Here is a 24,084-nt window from a genome sequence, read left to right as displayed (position 1 = left end):
CCAATTGAATCACGGGAGTAAAGACAGATGAGCATGCAAGATCCGATCGCGGATATGCTGACCCGTATCCGTAACGGTCAAGCCGCGAACAAAGTTGCGGTCACCATGCCTTCCTCCAAGCTGAAAGTGGCAATTGCCAACGTGCTGAAGGAAGAAGGTTTTATTGAAGATTTTAAAGTTGAAGGCGACACCAAGCCTGAACTGGAACTGACTCTTAAGTATTTCCAGGGTAAGGCAGTGGTAGAGAGCATTCAGCGTATCAGCCGTCCTGGTCTGCGCATCTATAAACGCAAAGATGAGCTGCCGAAAGTTATGGCCGGTTTAGGTATCGCAGTTGTTTCTACCTCTAAAGGTGTGATGACTGATCGTGCAGCTCGCCAGGCTGGTCTTGGTGGCGAGATTATCTGCTACGTAGCTTAATCGGGAGGGAAGAATGTCTCGTGTTGCAAAAGCACCCGTCGTCATTCCTGCCGGCGTAGAGGTAAAACTCAACGGTCAGGATATTTCGATCAAGGGTAAAAACGGCGAGTTGGTTCGTGAGATCAATGCCGCTGTCGAAGTTAAACAAGCTGATAACGTGCTGACTTTCGCCCCGCGCGAAGGTTTTGCCGATGGCTGGGCTCAGGCCGGGACTACTCGCGCTCTGTTGAACAGCATGGTTATCGGTGTTACCGAAGGCTTCACCAAAAAGCTGCAATTGGTAGGTGTAGGTTATCGTGCAGCCGTGAAAGGTAATGTGGTGAATTTGGCCCTGGGCTTCTCTCACCCGATCGATCACGAACTGCCTGCAGGCATTACTGCTGAATGTCCGTCTCAGACTGAAATCGTACTGAAAGGTGCGGATAAACAGCTGATCGGTCAGGTAGCGGCTGACCTGCGTGCTTACCGTCGTCCTGAGCCTTACAAAGGCAAAGGTGTCCGTTACGCCGATGAAGTCGTGCGTACCAAAGAGGCTAAGAAGAAGTAAGGTAACACTATGGATAAGAAATCAGCTCGTATCCGTCGTGCAACCCGCGCACGTCGCAAAATCCGTGAATTGGGTGCGACTCGTCTGGTGGTACATCGTACCCCCCGCCATATTTATGCGCAGGTTATCGCACCGAACGGTTCTGAAGTCCTGGTAGCCGCTTCTACTGTAGAAAAAGCTATCGCTGAGCAACTGAAGTATACCGGTAACAAAGACGCGGCCGCAGCTGTTGGTAAAGCTGTTGCTGAACGCGCTCTGGAAAAAGGCATCAAGGGTGTGGCCTTTGACCGTTCCGGGTTCCAATATCATGGTCGAGTCCAGGCACTGGCAGATGCTGCCCGTGAAGCTGGCCTTCAGTTCTAAGGTAGAGGTGTAAGATGGCTCACATCGAAAAACAAGCTGGCGAACTGCAGGAAAAGCTGATCGCGGTAAATCGCGTATCTAAAACCGTTAAGGGTGGTCGTATTTTCTCCTTCACAGCACTGACTGTGGTAGGTGATGGTAACGGTCGCGTAGGTTTTGGTTACGGTAAAGCTCGCGAAGTTCCGGCAGCGATCCAGAAAGCGATGGAAAAAGCCCGTCGCAATATGATGAATGTCGCGCTGAACAACGGCACTCTGCAGCACCCGGTTAAAGGTGCACACACAGGTTCTCGTGTGTTCATGCAGCCAGCTTCCGAAGGTACCGGTATCATCGCCGGTGGTGCAATGCGCGCCGTTCTGGAAGTTGCAGGGGTTCACAACGTATTGGCTAAGGCCTATGGTTCCACAAACCCGATTAACGTGGTTCGTGCAACTATTGATGGTCTGGCTAACATGAAGTCCCCGGAAATGGTCGCTGCCAAGCGTGGTAAATCCGTTGAAGACATTCTGGGGTAATTGACCATGGCAAAGACTATTAAAATTACTCAAACCCGTAGTGCAATCGGTCGTCTGCCGAAACACAAGGCAACGCTGCTTGGCCTGGGTCTGCGTCGTATTGGTCATACCGTTGAGCGTGAGGATACTCCTGCTGTTCGCGGTATGGTCAACGCGGTTTCCTACATGGTTAAAGTGGAGGAGTAACAGATGCGTTTGAATACTCTGTCTCCGGCCGAAGGTGCCAAACACGCGCCGAAGCGCTTAGGTCGCGGTATCGGTTCCGGCCTCGGTAAGACTGGTGGTCGCGGCGTCAAAGGTCAGAACTCTCGTTCTGGCGGTGGCGTACGTCGTGGCTTCGAAGGCGGTCAGATGCCTTTGTATCGTCGTCTGCCGAAGTTCGGCTTCACTTCTCGCAAAGCGATGATTACAGCGGAAATCCGTCTGTCTGATCTGGCGCGTGTAGAAGGCGATGTTGTTGATCTGAATACGCTGAAAGCTGCTAACGTCATCGGCGTTCAGATTGAATTCGCGAAAGTGATTCTGTCTGGCGAAGTTGCACGTCCGGTAACGATTCGTGGTCTGCGCGTCACCAAAGGCGCTCGTGCTGCTATCGAAGCTGCTGGCGGCAAAATTGAGGAATAAGTAGCAGATGGCTAAACAACCAGGATTAGATTTTCAAAGTGCTAAAGGCGGAGTTGGCGAACTGAAACGCAGACTGTTGTTTGTTATCGGTGCGTTGATTGTTTTCCGTATTGGCTCTTTTATTCCGATTCCTGGTATTGATGCCACTGTGCTTGCCAAATTGCTCGAACAACAGCGCGGCACCATCATTGAAATGTTTAACATGTTCTCTGGTGGTGCTCTCAGCCGTGCTTCGATTTTCGCTCTGGGAATCATGCCGTATATTTCGGCATCCATCATCATTCAGTTGTTGACGGTGGTTCACCCGGCTCTGGCGGAAATTAAGAAGGAAGGGGAGGCTGGCCGACGTAAAATCAGTCAGTACACCCGTTACGGCACTTTGGTGTTGGCAATATTTCAGTCAATCGGTATTGCTACCGGTTTGCCGAATATGCCTGGAATGCAAGGACTGGTGATTAATCCGGGCTTTGCATTTTATTTCACCGCTGTTGTCAGTCTGGTTACCGGGACAATGTTCTTGATGTGGCTGGGCGAGCAGATTACTGAACGGGGTATCGGCAACGGTATCTCGATTATAATCTTTGCCGGTATTGTTGCGGGATTACCGCCGGCCATTGGCCATACTATCGAGCAAGCGCGGCAAGGCGATCTGCACTTCCTCCTGTTGCTGTTGGTTGCAGTGCTGGTATTCGCAGTAACGTTTTTTGTGGTGTTTATTGAGCGTGGTCAGCGTCGTATCGTTGTTAACTACGCCAAACGTCAGCAAGGACGTCGCGTATACGCAGCACAGAGTACGCATTTACCGCTGAAAGTGAATATGGCAGGGGTTATCCCGGCTATCTTCGCTTCCAGTATTATCCTGTTCCCTGCAACCATTGCATCTTGGTTCGGGGGCGGTACTGGTTGGAACTGGCTGACAACTATTTCGCTGTATCTGCAGCCTGGGCAACCGCTTTATGTGTTACTCTATGCATCTGCAATCATCTTCTTCTGTTTCTTCTACACTGCGTTGGTGTTCAACCCGCGTGAAACAGCAGATAACCTGAAGAAGTCCGGTGCATTCGTGCCAGGAATTCGTCCGGGAGAGCAAACGGCGAAGTATATTGATAAAGTGATGACCCGCCTGACTCTGGTCGGTGCGATGTACATTACTTTTATCTGCCTCATCCCGGAGTTCATGCGTGACGCAATGAAAGTGCCGTTCTACTTCGGTGGTACGTCATTATTGATCGTTGTTGTTGTGATCATGGACTTTATGGCTCAAGTGCAAACCTTGCTGATGTCAAGTCAGTACGAGTCTGCATTGAAGAAGGCAAACCTGAAAGGCTATAGCCGCTAATTAGGTTTAGCTTGAGAAGTTACGGAGAGTAAAAATGAAAGTTCGTGCTTCCGTCAAGAAATTATGTCGTAACTGTAAGATCGTTAAGCGTAACGGCATCGTTCGCGTCATCTGCAGCGCCGAACCGAAGCATAAACAGCGCCAAGGCTGATTATCTCGCATATTTTTCTTGCAAAGTTGGATTGAGCTGGCTAGATTAGCCAGCCAATCTTTTGTATGTAACTGCAATATCCATTTGAGTATCCTGAAAACGGGCTTTTCAGTATGGTATTGCTTTATAAAATTGTAGGAGTGCATAGTGGCCCGTATAGCAGGCATTAACATTCCTGATCATAAACATACCGTAATTGCATTAACTGCTATTTACGGCATCGGCAAAACCCGTTCCAAATCCATCTGTGCTGCAACGGGTATTGCTGAAGATGTTAAGATCAGTGAGCTGTCTGAAGAGCAAATCGATAAGCTGCGTGACGAAGTAGCCAAGTTTGTTGTAGAAGGCGATCTGCGTCGTGAGATCACCCTGAGCATCAAGCGTCTGATGGACCTTGGTACTTACCGTGGTTTGCGTCACCGTCGTGGTCTGCCGGTTCGCGGTCAGCGTACCAAGACTAACGCCCGTACCCGTAAGGGTCCGCGCAAACCGATCAAGAAATAATCGGGGTGATTGAATAATGGCAAAGGCACCTATTCGTGCACGTAAGCGTGTAAGAAAGCAAGTCTCTGACGGTGTGGCTCATATCCATGCTTCTTTCAACAACACCATCGTTACTATTACCGATCGTCAGGGTAATGCGTTGGGTTGGGCAACTGCCGGTGGTTCCGGTTTCCGTGGTTCTCGTAAATCCACTCCGTTCGCCGCTCAGGTAGCAGCAGAGCGCTGCGCTGAAGCTGTGAAAGAGTACGGTATCAAGAATCTGGAAGTTATGGTTAAAGGACCTGGTCCGGGCCGTGAGTCTACTATCCGCGCACTGAACGCGGCTGGTTTCCGCATCACTAACATTACTGATGTGACTCCGATCCCTCATAACGGTTGTCGTCCGCCGAAAAAGCGTCGCGTGTAACGCCGCTTTTAGGATTGCTGGAGAAAGAAAATGGCAAGATATTTGGGTCCTAAGCTCAAGCTGAGCCGTCGTGAAGGCACCGACCTGTTTCTAAAGTCTGGTGTTCGCGCGATCGATTCCAAGTGTAAAATTGAACAAGCTCCTGGTCAGCACGGTGCGCGTAAACCGCGTCTGTCTGACTATGGTGTGCAGTTGCGTGAAAAGCAGAAAGTTCGCCGTATCTACGGTGTTCTGGAGCGCCAGTTCCGTAACTACTACAAAGAAGCCGCTCGCCTGAAAGGCAATACAGGTGCAAACCTGTTGCAGTTGCTGGAAGGTCGTCTGGACAACGTTGTTTACCGTATGGGCTTCGGCGCGACTCGTGCAGAATCTCGTCAGCTGGTAAGTCACAAGGCTGTCATGGTAAATGGTCGCGTTGTTAACATCGCTTCTTATCAGGTATCTCCGAATGACGTAGTCAGCATCCGCGAGAAAGCGAAAAAGCAGTCTCGTGTTAAGGCCGCTCTGGAGCTGGCTGAACAGCGTGAAAAGCCAACTTGGCTGGAAGTTGATGCTGCCAAGATGGAAGGTGTGTTCAAGCGTATTCCTGAACGTACCGATCTGTCTGCGGACATTAATGAACACCTGATCGTCGAGCTTTACTCCAAGTAAAGCTTAGTACCAAAGAGAGGACACAATGCAGGGTTCTGTGACAGAGTTTCTAAAACCGCGCCTGGTAGATATCGAGCAAGTCAGTTCGACGCACGCCAAGGTGACCCTTGAGCCGTTAGAGCGGGGCTTCGGCCATACTCTTGGTAACGCACTGCGCCGTATTCTGCTTTCATCCATGCCTGGTTGCGCGGTGACCGAGGTTGAGATTGATGGTGTACTGCACGAGTACAGCACCAAAGAAGGCGTACAGGAAGATATCCTGGAAATCCTGCTCAACCTGAAAGGGCTGGCGGTGAGAGTTCAAGGCAAAGATGAAGTTATTCTTACCCTGAATAAATCTGGCATTGGCCCTGTGACTGCAGCCGACATCACCCACGACGGTGATGTCGAAATCGTCAAGCCACAGCATGTGATCTGCCATCTGACCGATGAGAACGCATCTATCAATATGCGTATCAAAGTTCAGCGTGGTCGCGGTTATGTGCCGGCGTCTGCCCGTATTCATACGGAAGAAGATGAGCGCCCGATCGGTCGCCTGTTAGTCGACGCTTGCTACAGCCCTGTTGAGCGTATCGCTTACAATGTTGAAGCAGCTCGTGTTGAACAGCGTACCGACCTGGACAAGCTGGTTATCGAGATGGAAACCAATGGCACGATCGATCCTGAAGAGGCGATCCGCCGTGCGGCGACCATTCTGGCTGAACAATTGGAAGCTTTCGTTGACTTGCGTGATGTACGTCAGCCGGAAGTGAAAGAAGAGAAACCAGAATTCGATCCGATCCTGCTGCGCCCTGTTGACGATCTTGAATTGACTGTCCGCTCTGCTAACTGCCTTAAGGCAGAAGCTATCCACTACATCGGTGATCTGGTACAGCGTACCGAGGTTGAACTGCTTAAAACGCCTAACCTGGGTAAAAAATCTCTTACTGAGATTAAAGACGTGCTGGCTTCTCGTGGTCTGTCTCTGGGCATGCGCCTGGAAAACTGGCCGCCGGCAAGCATTGCTGATGAGTAACCGGATCACAGGTTAAGGTTTTACTGAGAAGGATAAGGTCATGCGCCATCGTAAGAGTGGTCGTCAACTGAACCGTAACAGCAGCCATCGCCAGGCTATGTTCCGCAACATGGCTGGTTCTTTGGTTCGTCATGAGATTATCAAGACGACCCTGCCGAAAGCGAAAGAGCTGCGTCGTGTTGTTGAACCGCTGATTACTCTTGCCAAGACCGACAGCGTTGCTAATCGTCGTCTGGCATTCGCCCGTACTCGTGATAACGAGATCGTGGCTAAACTGTTTAATGAACTGGGCCCGCGTTTCGCGAGCCGCGCCGGTGGTTACACTCGTATTCTGAAGTGTGGCTTCCGTGCTGGTGACAATGCGCCGATGGCATACATCGAGCTCGTTGATCGCGCAGTTTCTCAGACAGAAGAAGTTGCTGCTGCAGAGTAATTTGCACTAGCGTAAAAAAGCCGGGGAAACCCGGTTTTTTTACGTCCTCATTAAACCTCGCCTTGTTGCTGTTCGAACTCTCTTCAATTTACTATCATGTGGATGAAAGATCGTGCGGGAGGCTGTTTTATGTTCCCTATTGATGAATGGGCCGAGCGCCATATCATTGAGGCGCAAAAGCGTGGGGAGTTAGACCATTTGCCAGGCAGCGGTAAGCCGCTTCAGTTGGATGACAATAGCGCTGTTCCTGTTGAACTACGCAGCGCATACCATCTGATGAAGAATGGCGGTTTTTTGCCGCCGGAACTATCCGATCGCAAAGAAGCGCTGACATTGGTAAATTTACTGCGCGCGGCTGACCCAGCATCAGCAGACTATACCGATTTATCCCGGCGGCTCAAGGCGCTAGAGTTACGCCTGCAGCTGTCAGGAATGAATACCGATTTTCTGAAAGGGTCTTATCAGCATGCATTAGGCATGCGATTGGAGAAGAATATCTCCGTTAAAGATGACTGAACCGCTTGTTATAACAGGCAATTTACGTTGAATATAACATCCATCGAATGAGGTAGATTTATGTCACATTATCGCCATACTAAAGGGCAGATAAAAGATAACGCACTTGAGGCGCTGCTCCATGACCCTCTGTTTCACCAGCGTGTTGAGCAGAATACAAAAGGTAAAGGGAGCTATCGCAGGAAAGAGAAACATCAAAAAGCACAGGGTAAGAACTGGGAGGCCAGTGGTAAGAAAACAATGCTTTTACCACTGGCCTTCTGGCATGTTGATTCTGCCGTTAAGACAATTATGCGTTTTTGGAATGGTTATCGGCCTGTTGTTTGAGTAAATCTCGGATCTCTGTCAGTAATTTTTCTTCTGCGCTGATCTTGGGCGGCGCATTGGGTTCTTCCTGTTGGGTACGACGTAATTTATTCATGAGCTTGATGGCCATAAAAATGGCAAATGCAACGATGATAAAATCAAAAATATTCTGAATGAATACGCCGTAATTAATACTGACTGCGGCTATATTGCCTTGCGCCTCTCGCAAAACCCAATGAAACTGTTTGAAATCGACGCCGCCGATCAAGAGTCCCAGTGGTGGCATGATAATGTCCGATACCAACGACGATACGATTTTTCCGAATGCGGCGCCGATAATGACCCCGACAGCCAGGTCAACCACGTTGCCGCGCATGGCGAATTCACGAAACTCTTTTATAAAGCTCATAACACTCTCCCCGATAAAACCTTTTTTAATTTTAACAAGCGATGGAAAATTTACCAAAAAGGGATATTTCAGGGCGCGCAGGATAAAACGCCCTGAGGAAAGGTTAGAGGAAGAATGGGCTGGGCTGGAATAAACGCTCGACGTCGGACACATATTTCTTGTCAGTCAAAAACATAATGACATGGTCACCCTGTTCTATTTGCAAATTGTTATTGGCAATGATGACGTCGTCGCCGCGCACAATTGCACCGATAATTGTTCCTGGCGGCAGTTTGATATCGGCGATCATGCGGCCGACTACTTTCGATGTGCCTTCATCACCATGTGCAATTGCTTCAATCGCTTCTGCAACACCGCGTCGCAGCGACGATACACTGACGATATCCGCTTTACGCACATGTCCCAGCAATGCGGAAATGGTGGCCTGTTGTGGCGAAATAGCAACATCAATGACACTGCCCTGCACCAGGTCGACATAGGCCCGGCGCTGGATCAGGACCATCGCTTTTTTGGCACCCATCCGTTTTGCCAGCATGGCTGACATGATATTCGCTTCATCATCGTTGGTGATGGCGATGAATACATCAATCTGTTCAACGTGCTCCTGAGCCAGTAACTCCTGGTCAGAAGCATCGCCGTGAAAGACGATAGTGTGTTGTAAGCGCTCCGCTAACTCAGCGGCTCGCAGCGCGTCGCGCTCTATTAGCTTGACGCTATAATCCTTTTCGAGTCTGAGGGCCAGGCCAGCGCCCACATTTCCGCCCCCAACAATCATGATGCGCTTATAGGGCTTCTCCAGCCGCTGCATCTCACTCATCACCGCCCGAATATGCTGTGAGGCGGCGATAAAGAACACTTCATCGCCGGCTTCAATCACGGTTGAGCCTTGAGGACGAATCGGCCGGTCATGGCGGAAAATGGCTGCGACTCGCGTTTCTATGTGAGGCATATGGTCGCGCATCGTTGCAATCGCATTACCCACCAACGGCCCGCCATAGTATGCATTTACTGCGGCAATACTGACTTTCCCCTCTGCGAAATTGACTACCTGCAATGCGCCCGGATACTCGATCAATTTATAAATATTGTCGATAACCAGTTGTTCCGGCGAAATAAGGTGATCAATCGGGACGGCTTCCGCCTGAAACAATTGCTCAGATTCACGGATATACTCCGATGAGCGGATACGCGCGATGCGGTTGGGAGTATTGAACAGGGAGTAAGCGACCTGACAGGCGATCATGTTGGTTTCGTCGGAATTGGTTACGGCGATCAACATATCTGCATCTTCAGCGCCGGCTTCGCGCAATATGCGCGGATGAGAGGCATAGCCAGTCACCACGCGCAGATCGAATTTGTCCTGAAGCTGGCGTAGCCGGGTCGTATTGGTGTCCACAACGGTAATATCATTGTTTTCGCCTGACAGATTTTCTGCCAGCGTTCCGCCAACCTGACCTGCACCAAGAATAATTATCTTCATCGTGATTTCTGCCGTGTCTGTTCCTGTCGGGGCTTATCAACCGGTTAGAGCTATTGCCCGTTTTTTACCAGCTTCGCATAAAAGAAACCATCGCCATCTTCCGCCGCGGGTAATTTCTGAATCCCAGGGTGCTGCGGGCTACCGGTATCAACCAATGCGGCATCAGGATGGCGTTGCAGAAATGCGGCCACTTGCTGGTGGTTTTCCTCCGGTAGTATAGAGCAGGTGGCGTACACCAGCGTGCCGCCATTTTTCAGCCGTGGCCAGATAGCTTCCAGAATTGCCTGTTGCATAGCAGCCAGTTCGGCGATATCGCTATCGCGGCGCAACCACTTGATATCCGGGTGACGGCGAATGACGCCGGTCGCGGAGCAAGGAGCATCCAGCAAAATACGATCAAAGCGCTTGTCCCCACACCATGCTGTTGGTGTTCGGCCATCTCCACATTTGACCTCGGCGTGTTGACCAAGGCGTTGCAAATTCTCTCTGACCCGCTTTAGCCGTTGTTCATCCACGTCAACGGCAAGTACATGAGCATGAGGAGCGGCTTCAAGTATATGTGTTGTCTTGCCGCCAGGCGCGGCGCACAGATCGAGAATATCTTCGTGGTCTTGCGGCGACAACCAGTGGATACAGCCTTGTGCCGACGCGTCCTGTACGGTGACCCAGCCCTGTTCGAACCCCGGTAACTGATTGACGGCGCAGGGTGTCCCCAGTCGAATGGCATCCGCATAGAAAGGGTGAGGATAAGCTTCTATCTCTTTTTCCTGCAGTAACGTCAGATAGGCTGCCTGAGTATGATGCTGCCGGTTGACCCGTAACCACATGGGAGGATGCTGATTGTTCGCCTCGACGATGCGCTCCCATTGCTCGGGATAGGCCTTTTTCAGTCGTTGCAACAACCACTCGGGGTGCGCATAGCGCGCCGGATTGTTCTGCAGCCGTTGCTGCAATTCGTCCTGCTGACGCTGGAACTGGCGTAATACGCCATTGATTAATCCTTTCAACTGAGGCCGTTTCAGGGCAACCGCGCCGTTAACCGTTTCCGCCAGCGCGGCATGGGGAGGAATGCGAGTGTGGATGAGCTGATAGATACCTACCATCAACAGATAATGCAGTACCTTCTGCTTGCCGGTAAGCGGTTTGGCCATCAGTTGACGAAGATACCAATCCAGCTGTGGTAATACGCGTAATACGCCAAAGCAGATCTCCTGCAGCAGGCCGCGATCCTTCTCACTGATGTCTCGCTGGAGCGTAGGGAGCAGGTGGCTGAGTGATTGCCCTTGTTCGACAACCTGGACAAGAGCAGTGGCGGCAATGCTACGAAGATTATATGTGCTTTTCATCGGTTCAGAACGGGTAGGAGAATGTCAGTGGTACCGACATAAGGTCGGTACCGTGGTATCAGGCCAGTGTGTGGCCCGGGGTGAACCATTCGCGGCGAGAGTTAAGCAAATCCTGTGCTGACATGGCTTTTTTGCCCGAGGGTTGCAGGATCTGAATATTTAATACGCCGTCAGCGGTAGCAATCCGGATGCCGTCTTTGTCGGCAGCAAGTATGGTTCCCGGCTGTTGCTGATGCGAGGCGTCCAGCGCCTCGGCTTTCCAGACTTTTACCGGTCGTTCCTCAATCAGAAAATAGCTGACTGGCCACGGATTGAAGGCACGGATGCAGCGTTCCAGCTGTTTTGCCGACAATTGCCAGTCCAGACGCGCCTCTTCCTTGCTCAGTTTTTCTGCATAGGTTGCCAGGCTGTCGTCCTGTGCTTCGGCGGTCACCTGAGAGGCGGACAATTGCGCCAGTGTATCCATTAATCCCTGAGGACCCAGCTTTGCCAGCTTGTCATACAGTGTGGCGCTGGTGTCATCCGGCAGAATCGGGCATTCGATTTTGTGAAGCATGGCGCCAGTATCCAGCCCGGCGTCCATCTGCATGATCGTGACTCCCGTCTGTGCATCGCCAGCCCAGAGCGCGCGCTGTATCGGCGCCGCTCCACGCCAGCGCGGCAGCAGCGAACCATGCACATTGATGCACCCCAGGCGAGGCATATCCAGTACGGCTTGCGGCAGGATGAGGCCATAGGCAACCACAACCATTACATCAGCGCCCAGTTCCGCCACCAGTTGTTGATTCTCAACAGGGCGTAATGATTTGGGTTGGAATACCGGAATACCATGCTGTTCAGCCAGCACTTTAACCGGGCTGGGCGTCAGCTTGTTGCCGCGGCCTGCCGGGCGGTCCGGTTGGGTGAACACGCCGACAACCTCATGCTCTGACGATAGCAGCGCTGCAAGATGCTGTGCGGCGAAATCAGGCGTTCCTGCGAAAATAATGCGTAATGACACGTGGTTTCCTGCCTGGAAATAGGTTTACGGGACTGCTTATGCCTTGCTGTTTTGTCTGGCCAATTTTTCCAGCTTCTGGCGGATGCGTTGGCGCTTCAGCGGCGACAGGTAGTCGATAAACAGTTTGCCGACCAAGTGATCCATTTCATGCTGAATGCAAATCGCCAGCAAGCCGTCGGCTTCCAACTCAAACGGGTTACCTTCGCGATCCAGCGCGCGCACTTTGACGTGTTCTGCCCGCGGAACCAGCGCGCGAGTTTCAGGAATGGACAAACAGCCTTCTTCAATTCCGGTATCACCAGATTTCTCCAGCAGTTCCGGGTTGATCAAGACCAGTCGTTGATCCCGTTCTTCTGAAACATCGATCACGATGATGCGCTGATGGATATCAACTTGCGTGGCCGCGAGGCCAATGCCTTCTTCCTCGTACATGGTATCGAACATATCGTCCACGATACGCTGAATCTCTGCATTAACTTCTTTTACCGGCTGCGCCTTAATGCGAAGCCGCTCATCGGGGAAATGTAATACTTGCAACACTGACATATATGTTTAGATCTGTATTCAGGTGGTTAGAATGCTCCAGTCTTTATTGTAGACATTTCCGAGGGTGATTGACAGCATCACGGCCATGGCACAGCAGGATGCGGAGTGGGATATGACGGATATGGAAATCTGGTTGCGTCTGGCGTCGGTTAAGGGCCTTGGCGCCAAAAGGTGCGCCGCATTGTTCGGTCAATTGCAGGCCGAAAACTCGTATCCGGCGGGATATCTGAAATCGCTTGGCCTAACGGAAAGTCAGACCGAGCAGTTTCTCGCTCTGAGCGATCTGGATATCCAGAATACAGTGCATTGGCTGGAAACGCCGGATCATCACCTGGTGACATTCAACAGCGCCGATTATCCCCCTTTGCTCAGTAACATTGTTTCGCCCCCGGTATGTTTGTATGTCGCCGGAGATGTTGGCGTACTGTCATCTCCGCAGATTGCGGTGATTGGCAGTCGCAACAATAGCGCTTACGGCGAACAGTGGGGGCATGTCTTCAGCCAGCAACTCAGCCTGAATCATCTGACCATAACCAGCGGGCTTGCTGTGGGGATCGATGGTATTGCCCATCAGGCCGCCCTGCAGGCGGGAGGGAAAACCATTGCGGTATTGGGGAGCGGATTAAACCAGCTTTATCCGCGCCGGCATCTGACGCTGGCGGATGCAATTGTGCAGCAGGGTGGGGCTCTGGTGTCGGAGTTTCCTCTGAATACTCGGCCGTTGCCGGTGAATTTCCCTCGCCGCAATCGCATCATCAGCGGATTAAGCCTGGGCGTTCTGGTGGTGGAGGCATCGATGCGTAGTGGCTCGCTGGTGACGGCGCGTTATGCGTTGGAACAAAATCGCGAGGTATTCGCTCTGCCCGGTCCGATTGGCAATCCGATGACGGAAGGTAATCACTGGCTAATACAGCAAGGGGCCAGCCTGGTTACCCAACCTCAGGACATTTTTGAACAACTCCATAATGGACTGCGCTGGTTTGCCGATATTCCTAGTGAGGGCGTTCCGGGAATTATTTGTGCGACGGAAGACGAACTGGAATTGCCATTTGCTGATGTGTTGGCTACCGTAGGAGATGAGGTTACACCTGTTGACGTTGTCGCTGAACGTGCCGGCCAACCTGTGCCAGAGGTGGTGATTAAGTTACTGGATCTGGAGTTAGCAGGGTGGATCGCAGCTGTACCCGGCGGCTATGTCCGTATAAGGAGGGCAGGCCATGTTCGACGTACTAATGTACTTGTTTGAAACTTACATCCACAATGAAACCGAAATGCGTGTCGATCAGGATACGTTGACTGATGACCTCACCCGCGCGGGATTTGATCGTGACGATATCTACAGCGCGCTGGACTGGCTTGAAAAACTAGCCGACTTGCAGGAAGGGCAAACCCCGCCACTGGCGTTGGCCAGCGACCCTCTGGCGTTGCGCATTTACACCGCTGAAGAGGAACAACGTCTGGATGTGGATTGTCGCGGCTTTCTGCTGTTTCTTGAGCAGATTAAAGTGCTCAATCTGGAAACCCGCGAGATGGTCATTGATCGGGTGATGGCGCTTGAAACGCAGGATTTTGACCTGGAAGATCTAAAATGGGTCATTCTGATGGTGCTGTTCAATGTGCCAGGTTGCGAAAATGCTTATCAGCAAATGGAAGATTTACTCTTTGAAGCCAATGAAGGGTATTTGCAGTAGTCGGGAATCAAAGTAAATCATGGCTAAAACCATACTTATTGCTGAAAAGCCGCAGCAGGTGTGCCCTGAATGTGGGGCCGTGTTGGTTATCCGTTCCGGGCAGCACGGCCCGTTTCTTGGTTGTTCCCGTTATCCTGAATGCCATTATATTCGACCGCTTAAAGCCTATGCTGATGGGCATGTGGTGAAAGTGCTGGATGGGCAGCATTGCCCTCGTTGCCAGTCGGCGCTGGTGCTGCGTCAGGGGCGTTATGGCATGTTCATCTGTTGCAGTAACTATCCTGAATGCGAGCATACGGAAGCCATCGATCGCCCGGATGAAACGACCCTGACATGTCCCCAGTGCCATGACGGCCGATTGCTTCAGCGTAAATCTCGTTATGGCAAGACGTTTCACTCCTGCGAACGTTATCCTGCCTGTCAATTCACGCTGAATCACAAGCCGATCGCGGGGGAATGCGAATACTGCCATTACCCGTTATTGATAGAGAAGAAAACTGCGCAGGGCGTAAGACGCTTTTGTGCTAGTAAATTGTGTGGAAAGCCGGTATCGGCTGAAGAAAGTCATTGTGATGAGTAATTTAAATTCTGAAGATTTAGCACCGTTGTTACAGCAACTGCGGGAAGAAAATGTGATCGCCTACCCAACGGAGGCTGTATTTGGGCTTGGGTGTGATCCCGACAGTGAAACGGCGGTAGAACGTTTGTTGGCGTTGAAACAACGCCCACGTGAAAAAGGGCTGATCCTAATTGCGGCGGATTTTCAGCAACTGGAACCTTATGTCGACATGTCGGCCTTGTCGAACATTCAGCGCCAGACCATCTTTGCCTCCTGGCCAGGGCCGGTTACCTGGGTGCTTCCGGCCAAAACGGTAACGCCGGATTGGCTGACCGGGCGGTTCACCTCACTGGCGGTGCGAGTGAGCGATCACCCGCTGGTTAAGCAGCTGTGTCTGGCGTTCGGAAAGCCGCTGGTTTCTACCAGTGCAAATCTGAGCGGCCAGCCGCCGTGTCGTACAGTCAGTGAAGTGGTGGCGCAGTTTGGCGAGCGTTTTCCTGTCCTGAATGGAGAGGTTGGCGGTCGTCTGAATCCATCGGAAATTCGTGATGCCTTGACGGGAGAAATGTTGCGTCAGGGGTAGCAAGTATTGGAGAACAAGGTGTCCGTGAGTCAATCTTTTGCGGTTTTTGGTCATCCTATTGCGCACAGCAAATCGCCGCGCATTCATGCGTTATTTGCCGAGCAGACGGGGATCTCGCTGACCTACGAGCGAATACTGGCGCCGTTGGATGGTTTTGAGGACAGCCTGAACGCGTTTTTTCAACATGGAGCATGCGGCGCCAATGTGACGGCTCCGTTCAAGGAACGCGCATGTGCGGCTATGGATGAGTTGAGCGAACGTGCTCGTTCCGCTGGCGCCGTCAATACGATCCAAAGGAAAGGCGATGGTTCGCTTTATGGCGACAATACTGACGGTATTGGTCTGCTGAGTGATTTGCAGCAGCATGAGTTTATCCAGCCTCATAACCGGGTGTTGCTGGTGGGGGCGGGGGGCGCAGCACGCGGCGTTATTCAGCCTTTGCTGGCGTACGGATGCGAGTTAATTATCGCTAATCGCACATTCGCCAGAGCTGAGGCACTGGCTGAACATTTCAGCCGCTATGGTCAGGTGAGCGCGTTGCCGATGGAAAAGTTGGGCAGTCATCATTTTGATTTGATTATCAATGCTACCTCATCGGGGGTAGCGGGCGATGTTCCTGATCTGCCAGCCTCTCTAATTTCTTCTGATGTGTGTTGCTATGACATGTTTTATCAGTCGGAACCGACCCCTTTTTTGACGTGGTGCATCCGGCAGGGGGCACAACGTTATGTTGACGGAATGGGGATGCTGGTCTGGCAGGCGGCGCATGCGTTCAATTTGTGGCATGGCGTCATGCCGGATGTCGTACCGGTAATTCATAAAATGAAACAGGAACTGGGAACATGAATCAGGCGATTCAGTTTCCAGATCGGGAATGGTGGAGTGATCATGATGGGGCGATCATTTTTCCGGCCCTGGTCGGCGGGTTCCAGCGCGAGTGCGTGATTAGACGATATGTTCTGCTGGAACGCTATGGTGATGTGCAACCGGAACAGTGGCTGTCACTGTTCCGTGAACATCGCTGGGATTGGGAAGATGAGTTTGAACGCTTGATTCGTGATGATGAATACGACGAGCAAGGGCGCTTTCTGTTTAGTGATGAAATTCATTGATGAAAAGCGCCAATTGCTTCACTGGTGTGATTGGCTTAGATATTCGTCTTTCCAGCGCACATAGTTATTGGATGAATAAAGCAGCCCTTCCAGTTCCTGCTCTGTCAGTGGGCGAACCTTTTTAGCTGGACTACCAAGATAAAGGTAACCTTTCTCCAGCGTCTTTCCCGGTGAAACCAGACTACCCGCACCAATGATGACGTCATCTTCAACGGTGACGCCATCAAGAAGAATTGAACCCATGCCCACCAGAACACGATTGCCGATCGTGCAACCATGCAGCATGGCTTTGTGCCCTACGGTAACGTCTTCCCCAATAATTAATGGATTTCCATTCACGTTTTTTTCCGAACAGTGGGTTACGTGCAAGACGCTGCCATCCTGAATATTGGAGCGAGACCCAATCCGGATGAAGTTGACATCACCCCGGATGACCACTAATGGCCAGATGCTCACATCATCCGCCAGTGTGACCTCCCCGATAACTACACTGGAAGGGTCCACCATGACGTTTTTACCGATAACCGGCAGCGCTCCTTTAAACGGGCGTAATGCCTCGGACATATGCCGCATCTCCTAAAGTTAATATTACGGATCCCGGATCCTTGGTTGGATCCGGCTTTATTGCTCAGAAAATAGCGTTGCCTGCACAATAACTCAACGTAAGGGTGGAAAAATGCGCGAACGGAAAAAAAGATCGAGAAAGTGGTTGTGTAACCCGTTCGGATCCCTATAATGCGCATCCACTGACACGGCAACGGCGACAAGCCAGCGCGGTGTGAGGCAGAGAAAACGAGAAAAAAGTCGTTGACTCTGAATGAGGAAAGCGTAGTATACGCCACCTCGCGACAGCAGGCTGTAAGCCGGTCGCACTGCTCTTTAACAATCAATCAGACAATCTGTGTGGGCACTCGCAGGACGCTTCACTAAAAAATTATGTGAAAAGTCTTGAAGAGTGACAACAGTTAATTCATACGAACTAACAGTAAATTCTTTGAGCACGTTTTCTTCGGAAAACACATCAAACTTTAAATTGAAGAGTTTGATCATGGCTCAGATTGAACGCTGGCGGCAGGCCTAACACATGCAAGTCGAGCGGCAGCGGGGGGAAGCTTGCTTCCCCGCCGGCGAGCGGCGGACGGGTGAGTAATGTCTGGGGATCTGCCTGATGGAGGGGGATAACTACTGGAAACGGTAGCTAATACCGCATAACGTCGCAAGACCAAAGTGGGGGACCTTCGGGCCTCACGCCATCGGATGAACCCAGATGGGATTAGCTAGTAGGTGGGGTAACGGCTCACCTAGGCGACGATCCCTAGCTGGTCTGAGAGGATGACCAGCCACACTGGAACTGAGACACGGTCCAGACTCCTACGGGAGGCAGCAGTGGGGAATATTGCACAATGGGCGCAAGCCTGATGCAGCCATGCCGCGTGTGTGAAGAAGGCCTTCGGGTTGTAAAGCACTTTCAGCGGGGAGGAAGGCGGTAAGGTTAATAACCTTATCGATTGACGTTACCCGCAGAAGAAGCACCGGCTAACTCCGTGCCAGCAGCCGCGGTAATACGGAGGGTGCAAGCGTTAATCGGAATGACTGGGCGTAAAGCGCACGCAGGCGGTTTGTTAAGTCAGATGTGAAATCCCCGAGCTTAACTTGGGAACTGCATTTGAAACTGGCAAGCTAGAGTCTTGTAGAGGGGGGTAGAATTCCAGGTGTAGCGGTGAAATGCGTAGAGATCTGGAGGAATACCGGTGGCGAAGGCGGCCCCCTGGACAAAGACTGACGCTCAGGTGCGAAAGCGTGGGGAGCAAACAGGATTAGATACCCTGGTAGTCCACGCTGTAAACGATGTCGATTTGGAGGTTGTGCCCTTGAGGCGTGGCTTCCGGAGCTAACGCGTTAAATCGACCGCCTGGGGAGTACGGCCGCAAGGTTAAAACTCAAATGAATTGACGGGGGCCCGCACAAGCGGTGGAGCATGTGGTTTAATTCGATGCAACGCGAAGAACCTTACCTACTCTTGACATCCAGAGAACTTAGCAGAGATGCTTTGGTGCCTTCGGGAACTCTGAGACAGGTGCTGCATGGCTGTCGTCAGCTCGTGTTGTGAAATGTTGGGTTAAGTCCCGCAACGAGCGCAACCCTTATCCTTTGTTGCCAGCGATTCGGTCGGGAACTCAAAGGAGACTGCCAGTGATAAACTGGAGGAAGGTGGGGATGACGTCAAGTCATCATGGCCCTTACGAGTAGGGCTACACACGTGCTACAATGGCGTATACAAAGAGAAGCGACCTCGCGAGAGCAAGCGGACCTCATAAAGTACGTCGTAGTCCGGATTGGAGTCTGCAACTCGACTCCATGAAGTCGGAATCGCTAGTAATCGTAGATCAGAATGCTACGGTGAATACGTTCCCGGGCCTTGTACACACCGCCCGTCACACCATGGGAGTGGGTTGCAAAAGAAGTAGGTAGCTTAACCTTCGGGAGGGCGCTTACCACTTTGTGATTCATGACTGGGGTGAAGTCGTAACAAGGTAACCGTAGGGGAACCTGCGGTTGGATCACCTCCTTACCGAGTTGAAGTGCCTGCGTGGTGTCCACACAGATTGTCTGATGAAGTAAACGAGCGGTAAAACCTTATAGGCTTGTAGCTCAGGTGGTTAGAGCGCACCCCTGATAAGGGTGAGGTCGGTGGTTCAAGTCCACTCAGGCCTACCAGATTTCTCCTGATACTGCGTTGTGAAATAGCCCGCATATTGATGTATGCGTCGTCATTCCACGCCTTGTCTCAGAAGAAATTACGGGTAAAGGTTTACGTGTTGCATTCTATGGGGCTATAGCTCAGCTGGGAGAGCGCCTGCTTTGCACGCAGGAGGTCTGCGGTTCGATCCCGCATAGCTCCACCATTTACGAATGACTTCAGAGTATACTGGCGACAGTATGCTGCGAAGTATTCTGCTCTTTAACAATCCGGAACAAGCTGAAAATTTGAAACGACGGCATATGAGTGTGAATTCATGTGTTGTTCGAGTCTCTCAATATACCCGCATCCCGAGACACTTTCGGGTTGTGAGGTTAAGCGACTAAGCGTACACGGTGGATGCCTAGGCAGTCAGAGGCGATGAAGGGCGTGCTAATCTGCGAAAAGCGTCGGCAAGGTGATATGAACCGTTATACCCGACGATACCCGAATGGGGAAACCCAGTGTGATTCGTCACACTATCATTAACTGAATCCATAGGTTAATGAGGCGAACCGGGGGAACTGAAACATCTCAGTACCCCGAGGAAAAGAAATCAACCGAGATTCCCCCAGTAGCGGCGAGCGAACGGGGAGGAGCCCAGAACCTGAATCGGCTTGTGTGTCAGTGGAAGCGTCTGGAAAGTCGCACGATACAGGGTGAAAGTCCCGTACACGAAGATGCACAGGCCGTGAGTTCGATGAGTAGGGCGGGACACGTGGTATCCTGTCTGAACATGGGGGGACCATCCTCCAAGGCTAAATACTCCTGACTGACCGATAGTGAACCAGTACCGTGAGGGAAAGGCGAAAAGAACCCCGGCGAGGGGAGTGAAATAGAACCTGAAACCGTGTACGTACAAGCAGTGGGAGCACCTTTTGGGTGTGACTGCGTACCTTTTGTATAATGGGTCAGCGACTTATATTCTGTAGCAAGGTTAACCGCATAGGGGAGCCGCAGGGAAACCGAGTCTTAACTGGGCGTTAAGTTGCAGGGTATAGACCCGAAACCCGGTGATCTAGCCATGGGCAGGTTGAAGGTTGGGTAACACTAACTGGAGGACCGAACCGACTAATGTTGAAAAATTAGCGGATGACTTGTGGCTGGGGGTGAAAGGCCAATCAAACCGGGAGATAGCTGGTTCTCCCCGAAAGCTATTTAGGTAGCGCCTCGTGAATTCATCTCCGGGGGTAGAGCACTGTTTCGGCTAGGGGGCCATCCCGGCTTACCAACCCGATGCAAACTGCGAATACCGGAGAATGTTATCACGGGAGACACACGGCGGGTGCTAACGTCCGTCGTGAAGAGGGAAACAACCCAGACCGCCAGCTAAGGTCCCAAAGTCATGGTTAAGTGGGAAACGATGTGGGAAGGCCCAGACAGCCAGGATGTTGGCTTAGAAGCAGCCATCATTTAAAGAAAGCGTAATAGCTCACTGGTCGAGTCGGCCTGCGCGGAAGATGTAACGGGGCTAAAACCATGCACCGAAGCTGCGGCAGCGACGCTTAGGCGTTGTTGGGTAGGGGAGCGTTCTGTAAGCCGTTGAAGGTGGACTGTGAGGTCTGCTGGAGGTATCAGAAGTGCGAATGCTGACATAAGTAACGATAATGCGGGTGAAAAACCCGCACGCCGGAAGACCAAGGGTTCCTGTCCAACGTTAATCGGGGCAGGGTGAGTCGACCCCTAAGGCGAGGCTGAAAAGCGTAGTCGATGGGAAACAGGTTAATATTCCTGTACTTGGTGTTACTGCGAGGGGGGGACGGAGAAGGCTATGTCATCCGGGCGACGGTTGTCCCGGTTTAAGCGTGCAGGTGGGTGGACCAGGTAAATCCGGTCTGCTGTCAACACTGAGGCGTGATGACGAGGTACTACGGTACTGAAGTGACAGATGCCCTGCTTCCAGGAAAAGCCTCTAAGCATCAGGTAACATTGAATCGTACCCCAAACCGACACAGGTGGTCAGGTAGAGAATACTCAGGCGCTTGAGAGAACTCGGGTGAAGGAACTAGGCAAAATGGTGCCGTAACTTCGGGAGAAGGCACGCTGGGCATGGTGAAGTCCCTTGCGGACGGAGCTGAGCCCAGTCGCAGATACCAGCTGGCTGCAACTGTTTAATAAAAACACAGCACTGTGCAAACACGAAAGTGGACGTATACGGTGTGACGCCTGCCCGGTGCCGGAAGGTTAATTGATGGGGTTATCCGTAAGGAGAAGCTCTTGATCGAAGCCCCGGTAAACGGCGGCCGTAACTATAACGGTCCTAAGGTAGCGAAATTCCTTGTCGGGTAAGTTCCGACCTGCACGAATGGCGTAATGATGGCCAGGCTGTCTCCACCCGAGACTCAGTGAAATTGAACTCGCTGTGAAGATGCAGTGTACCCGCGGCAAGACGGAAAGACCCCGTGAACCTTTACTATAGCTTGACACTGAACCTTGAGCCTTGATGTGTAGGATAGGTGGGAGGCTTTGAAGTGTGGACGCCAGTCTGCATGGAGCCAACCTTGAAATACCACCCTTTAATGTTTGATGTTCTAACGTGGACCCGTGAACCGGGTTGCGGACAGTGTCTGGTGGGTAGTTTGACTGGGGCGGTCTCCTCCCAAAGAGTAACGGAGGAGCACGAAGGTTAGCTAATCCTGGTCGGACATCAGGAGGTTAGTGCAAAGGCATAAGCTAGCTTGACTGCGAGAGTGACGGCTCGAGCAGGTGCGAAAGCAGGTCTTAGTGATCCGGTGGTTCTGAATGGAAGGGCCATCGCTCAACGGATAAAAGGTACTCCGGGGATAACAGGCTGATACCGCCCAAGAGTTCATATCGACGGCGGTGTTTGGCACCTCGATGTCGGCTCATCACATCCTGGGGCTGAAGTAGGTCCCAAGGGTATGGCTGTTCGCCATTTAAAGTGGTACGCGAGCTGGGTTTAGAACGTCGTGAGACAGTTCGGTCCCTATCTGCCGTGGGCGCTGGAAGATTGAGGGGGGTTGCTCCTAGTACGAGAGGACCGGAGTGAACGCACCACTGGTGTTCGGGTTGTGATGCCAATTGCATTGCCCGGTAGCTAAGTGCGGAAGAGATAACCGCTGAAAGCATCTAAGCGGGAAACTTGCCCCGAGATGAGTCTTCCCTGGGCCCTTGAGGCCCCTGAAGGGACGTTCGAGACGAGGACGTTGATAGGCTGGGTGTGTAAGCGTAGCGATACGTTGAGCTAACCAGTACTAATGACCCGAGAGGCTTAACCTTACAACACCGAAGGTGTTTTGGTGAGAGAGACGAGAAAGAATTTGGCTTGTTCGACGGATGGATTCTGATGGTTGTGCGGCGCGGTAGCGTGGGCATGACGGTTGGAATGAAAAGAATTTGCCTGGCGGCGAGAGCGCGGTGGTCCCACCTGACCCCATGCCGAACTCAGAAGTGAAACGCCGTAGCGCCGATGGTAGTGTGGGGTCTCCCCATGCGAGAGTAGGGAACTGCCAGGCATCACATAAGGAACCCCCGGTTATGCCGGGGGTTTTTTGCTTTGGGGGCGCGGTGGCCAAACCGAGTGCCAGGGCGGGGATGGCCGGCGGCCCGATGTTTTTTACTACCCTACCGCCTTGTCCTTTTACTGATCTTTTGAACGCTGTCCGATATTTTTTTCACTTTTCTACAATACCTTCTCTCCTATCTCTCCTTTACCGTGGTTCCCATTACTTTGCATCAGCAGAGGAACTGTCTCGCTTTGCGTCATACTGTGTAATTCTTATGCTAAAAATGGATATATAAATCTGATTTCTGATGAAAGATTTTCAACCAGATGGTTATGTACTCGACATTGCTCTGGAAAATCGTTATCTTCGGCAGCCTAGAAGGCTAAACGTATAAACGTATAAACGTATGCAGTGAGGTGTAAGGTTATGCCAATCCGGGTTCCTGATGAGTTGCCAGCTGTCAGCTTCTTGCGCAATGAAAACGTCTTTGTAATGCCGTCTTCCCGAGCCAGAACGCAGGAAATTCGTCCGTTGAAGGTGTTGGTGCTTAACCTGATGCCAAAGAAAATCGAAACGGAGAATCAGTTCCTGCGGCTCCTGTCGAATTCGCCACTGCAGGTGGATATTCAGTTGTTGCGCATTGATAGCCGGGAATCGAAGAACACGCCTACGGAGCACCTCAATAACTTCTACTGCGACTTTGAAGATATCGAGCACGAGAATTTTGACGGTTTGATCGTGACCGGCGCGCCGCTGGGGCTGGTGGATTTTTGCGATGTGGTGTACTGGCCGCAGATCGAGCGGGTGGTGAACTGGGCCAAAGAGCATGTCACTTCTACACTGTTTGTGTGTTGGGCGGTTCAGGCGGCGTTGAATGTGCTGTACGGCATCCCCAAGCTGACCCGTGACGTGAAATTATCCGGTGTGTATTCACACCATACGTTGCAACCGCATGCCCTGTTGACGCGCGGTTTTGACGAAACCTTTCTGGCACCACATTCCCGCTATGCGGATTTTCCTTCCGACGTGATTCGTGAGCACACCGATCTGGATATTCTGGTGGAGTCTGAGGAAGCCGGTGCCTACCTGTTTGCCAGTAAGGATAAGCGGCTGGCGTTTGTGACCGGGCACCCGGAGTACGATGCGCTGACATTATCAAGCGAGTATTTCCGTGACTACGATGCCGGCCTTAATCCAGTAATCCCGGTGAACTACTTTCCGGGGGATAACCCCCAGAAAACGCCGCGGGCGACCTGGCGCAGCCACGGCCATCTGCTGTTTTCCAACTGGCTGAATTACTATGTTTACCAGATCACGCCGTTCGATTTGCGTCATATGAATCCTACGCTGGATTGACGCTT

General features: G+C 51.8%; 28 protein-coding genes, 2 tRNA genes and 3 rRNA genes. 27 read left to right on the top strand and 6 right to left on the bottom strand.

Annotated elements, in window-relative coordinates:
- Window positions 1-27 precede the first annotated feature (27 nt).
- From rpsH to CVE23_RS20120, 15 genes are all read left to right on the top strand, one after another.
- On the top strand, window positions 28-420 hold the full coding sequence (gene rpsH, locus CVE23_RS20190; RefSeq protein WP_012768112.1) for a 30S ribosomal protein S8: 393 nt from the start codon (window positions 28-30) through the stop codon (window positions 418-420).
- A gap of 13 nt (window positions 421-433) precedes the next feature.
- On the top strand, window positions 434-967 hold the full coding sequence (gene rplF / locus CVE23_RS20185; protein ID WP_012886342.1) for a 50S ribosomal protein L6: 534 nt from the start codon (window positions 434-436) through the stop codon (window positions 965-967).
- A gap of 9 nt (window positions 968-976) precedes the next feature.
- Window positions 977-1,330, top strand: coding sequence for a 50S ribosomal protein L18 (rplR, locus tag CVE23_RS20180; RefSeq protein WP_012768114.1), 354 nt, complete (start codon window positions 977-979; stop codon window positions 1,328-1,330).
- Between the two features lie 14 nt (window positions 1,331-1,344).
- A complete protein-coding gene (rpsE, locus tag CVE23_RS20175; protein ID WP_012768115.1) occupies window positions 1,345-1,845 on the top strand; it encodes a 30S ribosomal protein S5 in 501 nt (166 codons plus the stop codon).
- 6 nt (window positions 1,846-1,851) lie between these two features.
- Window positions 1,852-2,031, top strand: a complete 180-nt coding sequence (gene rpmD, locus CVE23_RS20170) for a 50S ribosomal protein L30 (protein WP_004846568.1) — start codon at window positions 1,852-1,854, stop codon at window positions 2,029-2,031.
- A 3-nt stretch (window positions 2,032-2,034) separates the two neighbouring features.
- A complete protein-coding gene (gene rplO, locus CVE23_RS20165; protein WP_038920397.1) occupies window positions 2,035-2,469 on the top strand; it encodes a 50S ribosomal protein L15 in 435 nt (144 codons plus the stop codon).
- A gap of 7 nt (window positions 2,470-2,476) precedes the next feature.
- A complete protein-coding gene (gene secY, locus CVE23_RS20160) occupies window positions 2,477-3,808 on the top strand; it encodes a preprotein translocase subunit SecY (RefSeq protein ID WP_013319693.1) in 1,332 nt (443 codons plus the stop codon).
- A 34-nt stretch (window positions 3,809-3,842) separates the two neighbouring features.
- Window positions 3,843-3,959: a 50S ribosomal protein L36 gene (gene rpmJ, locus CVE23_RS20155; protein ID WP_012768118.1), complete on the top strand. Its 117-nt coding sequence runs from the start codon at window positions 3,843-3,845 to the stop codon at window positions 3,957-3,959.
- Window positions 3,960-4,106: 147 nt separating this feature from the next.
- A complete protein-coding gene (gene rpsM / locus CVE23_RS20150; RefSeq protein WP_012768119.1) occupies window positions 4,107-4,463 on the top strand; it encodes a 30S ribosomal protein S13 in 357 nt (118 codons plus the stop codon).
- A 16-nt stretch (window positions 4,464-4,479) separates the two neighbouring features.
- On the top strand, window positions 4,480-4,869 hold the full coding sequence (gene rpsK / locus CVE23_RS20145) for a 30S ribosomal protein S11 (protein WP_002919257.1): 390 nt from the start codon (window positions 4,480-4,482) through the stop codon (window positions 4,867-4,869).
- Window positions 4,870-4,899: 30 nt separating this feature from the next.
- Entirely contained in the window at window positions 4,900-5,520 is a 621-nt protein-coding gene (gene rpsD / locus CVE23_RS20140) for a 30S ribosomal protein S4 (protein WP_013319692.1), read from the top strand.
- A 25-nt stretch (window positions 5,521-5,545) separates the two neighbouring features.
- On the top strand, window positions 5,546-6,535 hold the full coding sequence (locus tag CVE23_RS20135; RefSeq protein WP_012768121.1) for a DNA-directed RNA polymerase subunit alpha: 990 nt from the start codon (window positions 5,546-5,548) through the stop codon (window positions 6,533-6,535).
- Window positions 6,536-6,575: 40 nt separating this feature from the next.
- Window positions 6,576-6,968: a 50S ribosomal protein L17 gene (rplQ, locus tag CVE23_RS20130; RefSeq protein WP_012768122.1), complete on the top strand. Its 393-nt coding sequence runs from the start codon at window positions 6,576-6,578 to the stop codon at window positions 6,966-6,968.
- Between the two features lie 129 nt (window positions 6,969-7,097).
- Window positions 7,098-7,484 (top strand): DnaJ family domain-containing protein, encoded by a 387-nt coding sequence (locus CVE23_RS20125; RefSeq protein WP_038920396.1) that lies wholly within the window; start codon window positions 7,098-7,100, stop codon window positions 7,482-7,484.
- A gap of 60 nt (window positions 7,485-7,544) precedes the next feature.
- The gene (locus CVE23_RS20120) at window positions 7,545-7,811 is read left to right on the top strand and encodes an alternative ribosome-rescue factor A (protein ID WP_071605241.1); all 267 of its coding nucleotides are present in this window, start codon (window positions 7,545-7,547) and stop codon (window positions 7,809-7,811) included.
- Here the strand turns inward: CVE23_RS20120 and mscL are convergent.
- From mscL to def, 5 genes are all read right to left on the bottom strand, one after another.
- Window positions 7,774-8,199, bottom strand: coding sequence for a large-conductance mechanosensitive channel protein MscL (gene mscL, locus CVE23_RS20115; RefSeq protein ID WP_038920395.1), 426 nt, complete (start codon window positions 8,197-8,199; stop codon window positions 7,774-7,776). The genes CVE23_RS20120 and mscL overlap by 38 nt on opposite strands.
- Before the next feature lie 103 nt (window positions 8,200-8,302).
- Complete coding sequence (gene trkA, locus CVE23_RS20110) at window positions 8,303-9,679, bottom strand: Trk system potassium transporter TrkA (protein WP_038920394.1); 1,377 nt, start codon at window positions 9,677-9,679, stop codon at window positions 8,303-8,305.
- 50 nt (window positions 9,680-9,729) lie between these two features.
- Window positions 9,730-11,025, bottom strand: coding sequence for a 16S rRNA (cytosine(967)-C(5))-methyltransferase RsmB (gene rsmB / locus CVE23_RS20105; protein WP_100850233.1), 1,296 nt, complete (start codon window positions 11,023-11,025; stop codon window positions 9,730-9,732).
- A 58-nt stretch (window positions 11,026-11,083) separates the two neighbouring features.
- Entirely contained in the window at window positions 11,084-12,025 is a 942-nt protein-coding gene (fmt, locus tag CVE23_RS20100) for a methionyl-tRNA formyltransferase (RefSeq protein WP_100850232.1), read from the bottom strand.
- Between the two features lie 36 nt (window positions 12,026-12,061).
- Window positions 12,062-12,571: a peptide deformylase gene (def, locus tag CVE23_RS20095; protein ID WP_038920391.1), complete on the bottom strand. Its 510-nt coding sequence runs from the start codon at window positions 12,569-12,571 to the stop codon at window positions 12,062-12,064.
- A 112-nt stretch (window positions 12,572-12,683) separates the two neighbouring features.
- On the opposite strand from def, the gene dprA reads away from it, so the two are divergent.
- The 6 genes from dprA to CVE23_RS20065 are packed head-to-tail and all read left to right on the top strand — an operon-like array spanning window position 12,684 to window position 16,516.
- Window positions 12,684-13,817, top strand: a complete 1,134-nt coding sequence (gene dprA, locus CVE23_RS20090; protein ID WP_038921146.1) for a DNA-protecting protein DprA — start codon at window positions 12,684-12,686, stop codon at window positions 13,815-13,817.
- Window positions 13,789-14,262 (top strand): DUF494 family protein, encoded by a 474-nt coding sequence (locus tag CVE23_RS20085; protein WP_038920390.1) that lies wholly within the window; start codon window positions 13,789-13,791, stop codon window positions 14,260-14,262. The genes dprA and CVE23_RS20085 overlap by 29 nt, the downstream gene beginning before the upstream one ends.
- A gap of 19 nt (window positions 14,263-14,281) precedes the next feature.
- On the top strand, window positions 14,282-14,842 hold the full coding sequence (locus tag CVE23_RS20080) for a DNA topoisomerase family protein (RefSeq protein ID WP_071605240.1): 561 nt from the start codon (window positions 14,282-14,284) through the stop codon (window positions 14,840-14,842).
- A complete protein-coding gene (tsaC, locus tag CVE23_RS20075) occupies window positions 14,835-15,404 on the top strand; it encodes an L-threonylcarbamoyladenylate synthase type 1 TsaC (RefSeq protein WP_071605239.1) in 570 nt (189 codons plus the stop codon). The genes CVE23_RS20080 and tsaC overlap by 8 nt, the downstream gene beginning before the upstream one ends.
- A gap of 18 nt (window positions 15,405-15,422) precedes the next feature.
- Window positions 15,423-16,250, top strand: coding sequence for a shikimate dehydrogenase (gene aroE / locus CVE23_RS20070; RefSeq protein ID WP_100850507.1), 828 nt, complete (start codon window positions 15,423-15,425; stop codon window positions 16,248-16,250).
- On the top strand, window positions 16,247-16,516 hold the full coding sequence (locus CVE23_RS20065) for a DUF1488 family protein (protein ID WP_038920389.1): 270 nt from the start codon (window positions 16,247-16,249) through the stop codon (window positions 16,514-16,516). The genes aroE and CVE23_RS20065 overlap by 4 nt, the downstream gene beginning before the upstream one ends.
- Window positions 16,517-16,534: 18 nt before the next feature.
- Here CVE23_RS20065 and CVE23_RS20060 read toward each other — a convergent pair whose 3' ends face one another.
- Entirely contained in the window at window positions 16,535-17,080 is a 546-nt protein-coding gene (locus tag CVE23_RS20060; protein WP_038921142.1) for a gamma carbonic anhydrase family protein, read from the bottom strand.
- A gap of 466 nt (window positions 17,081-17,546) precedes the next feature.
- On the opposite strand from CVE23_RS20060, the gene CVE23_RS20055 reads away from it, so the two are divergent.
- From CVE23_RS20055 to metA, 6 genes are all read left to right on the top strand, one after another.
- A 16S ribosomal RNA gene (locus CVE23_RS20055) occupies window positions 17,547-19,088 on the top strand.
- 69 nt (window positions 19,089-19,157) lie between these two features.
- A tRNA-Ile gene (locus CVE23_RS20050) sits at window positions 19,158-19,234 on the top strand.
- Window positions 19,235-19,346: 112 nt separating this feature from the next.
- Window positions 19,347-19,422, top strand: a tRNA-Ala gene (locus CVE23_RS20045).
- 167 nt (window positions 19,423-19,589) lie between these two features.
- Window positions 19,590-22,496: ribosomal RNA gene (locus CVE23_RS20040) — 23S ribosomal RNA — on the top strand.
- Between the two features lie 120 nt (window positions 22,497-22,616).
- Window positions 22,617-22,732, top strand: a 5S ribosomal RNA gene (rrf, locus tag CVE23_RS20035).
- Together the 16S, 23S and 5S rRNA genes with 2 tRNA genes alongside form the textbook arrangement of a ribosomal RNA operon.
- 417 nt (window positions 22,733-23,149) lie before the next feature.
- Entirely contained in the window at window positions 23,150-24,079 is a 930-nt protein-coding gene (gene metA, locus CVE23_RS20030) for a homoserine O-acetyltransferase MetA (protein ID WP_038665129.1), read from the top strand.
- Window positions 24,080-24,084 lie beyond the last annotated feature (5 nt).

Origin of the sequence: Dickeya fangzhongdai (assembly GCF_002812485.1) — a bacterium.
Taxonomy (GTDB): domain Bacteria; phylum Pseudomonadota; class Gammaproteobacteria; order Enterobacterales; family Enterobacteriaceae; genus Dickeya; species Dickeya fangzhongdai.
Note: the sequence above shows the minus strand (reverse complement) of the source record. Positions and strands in the feature narration are given on the sequence as shown.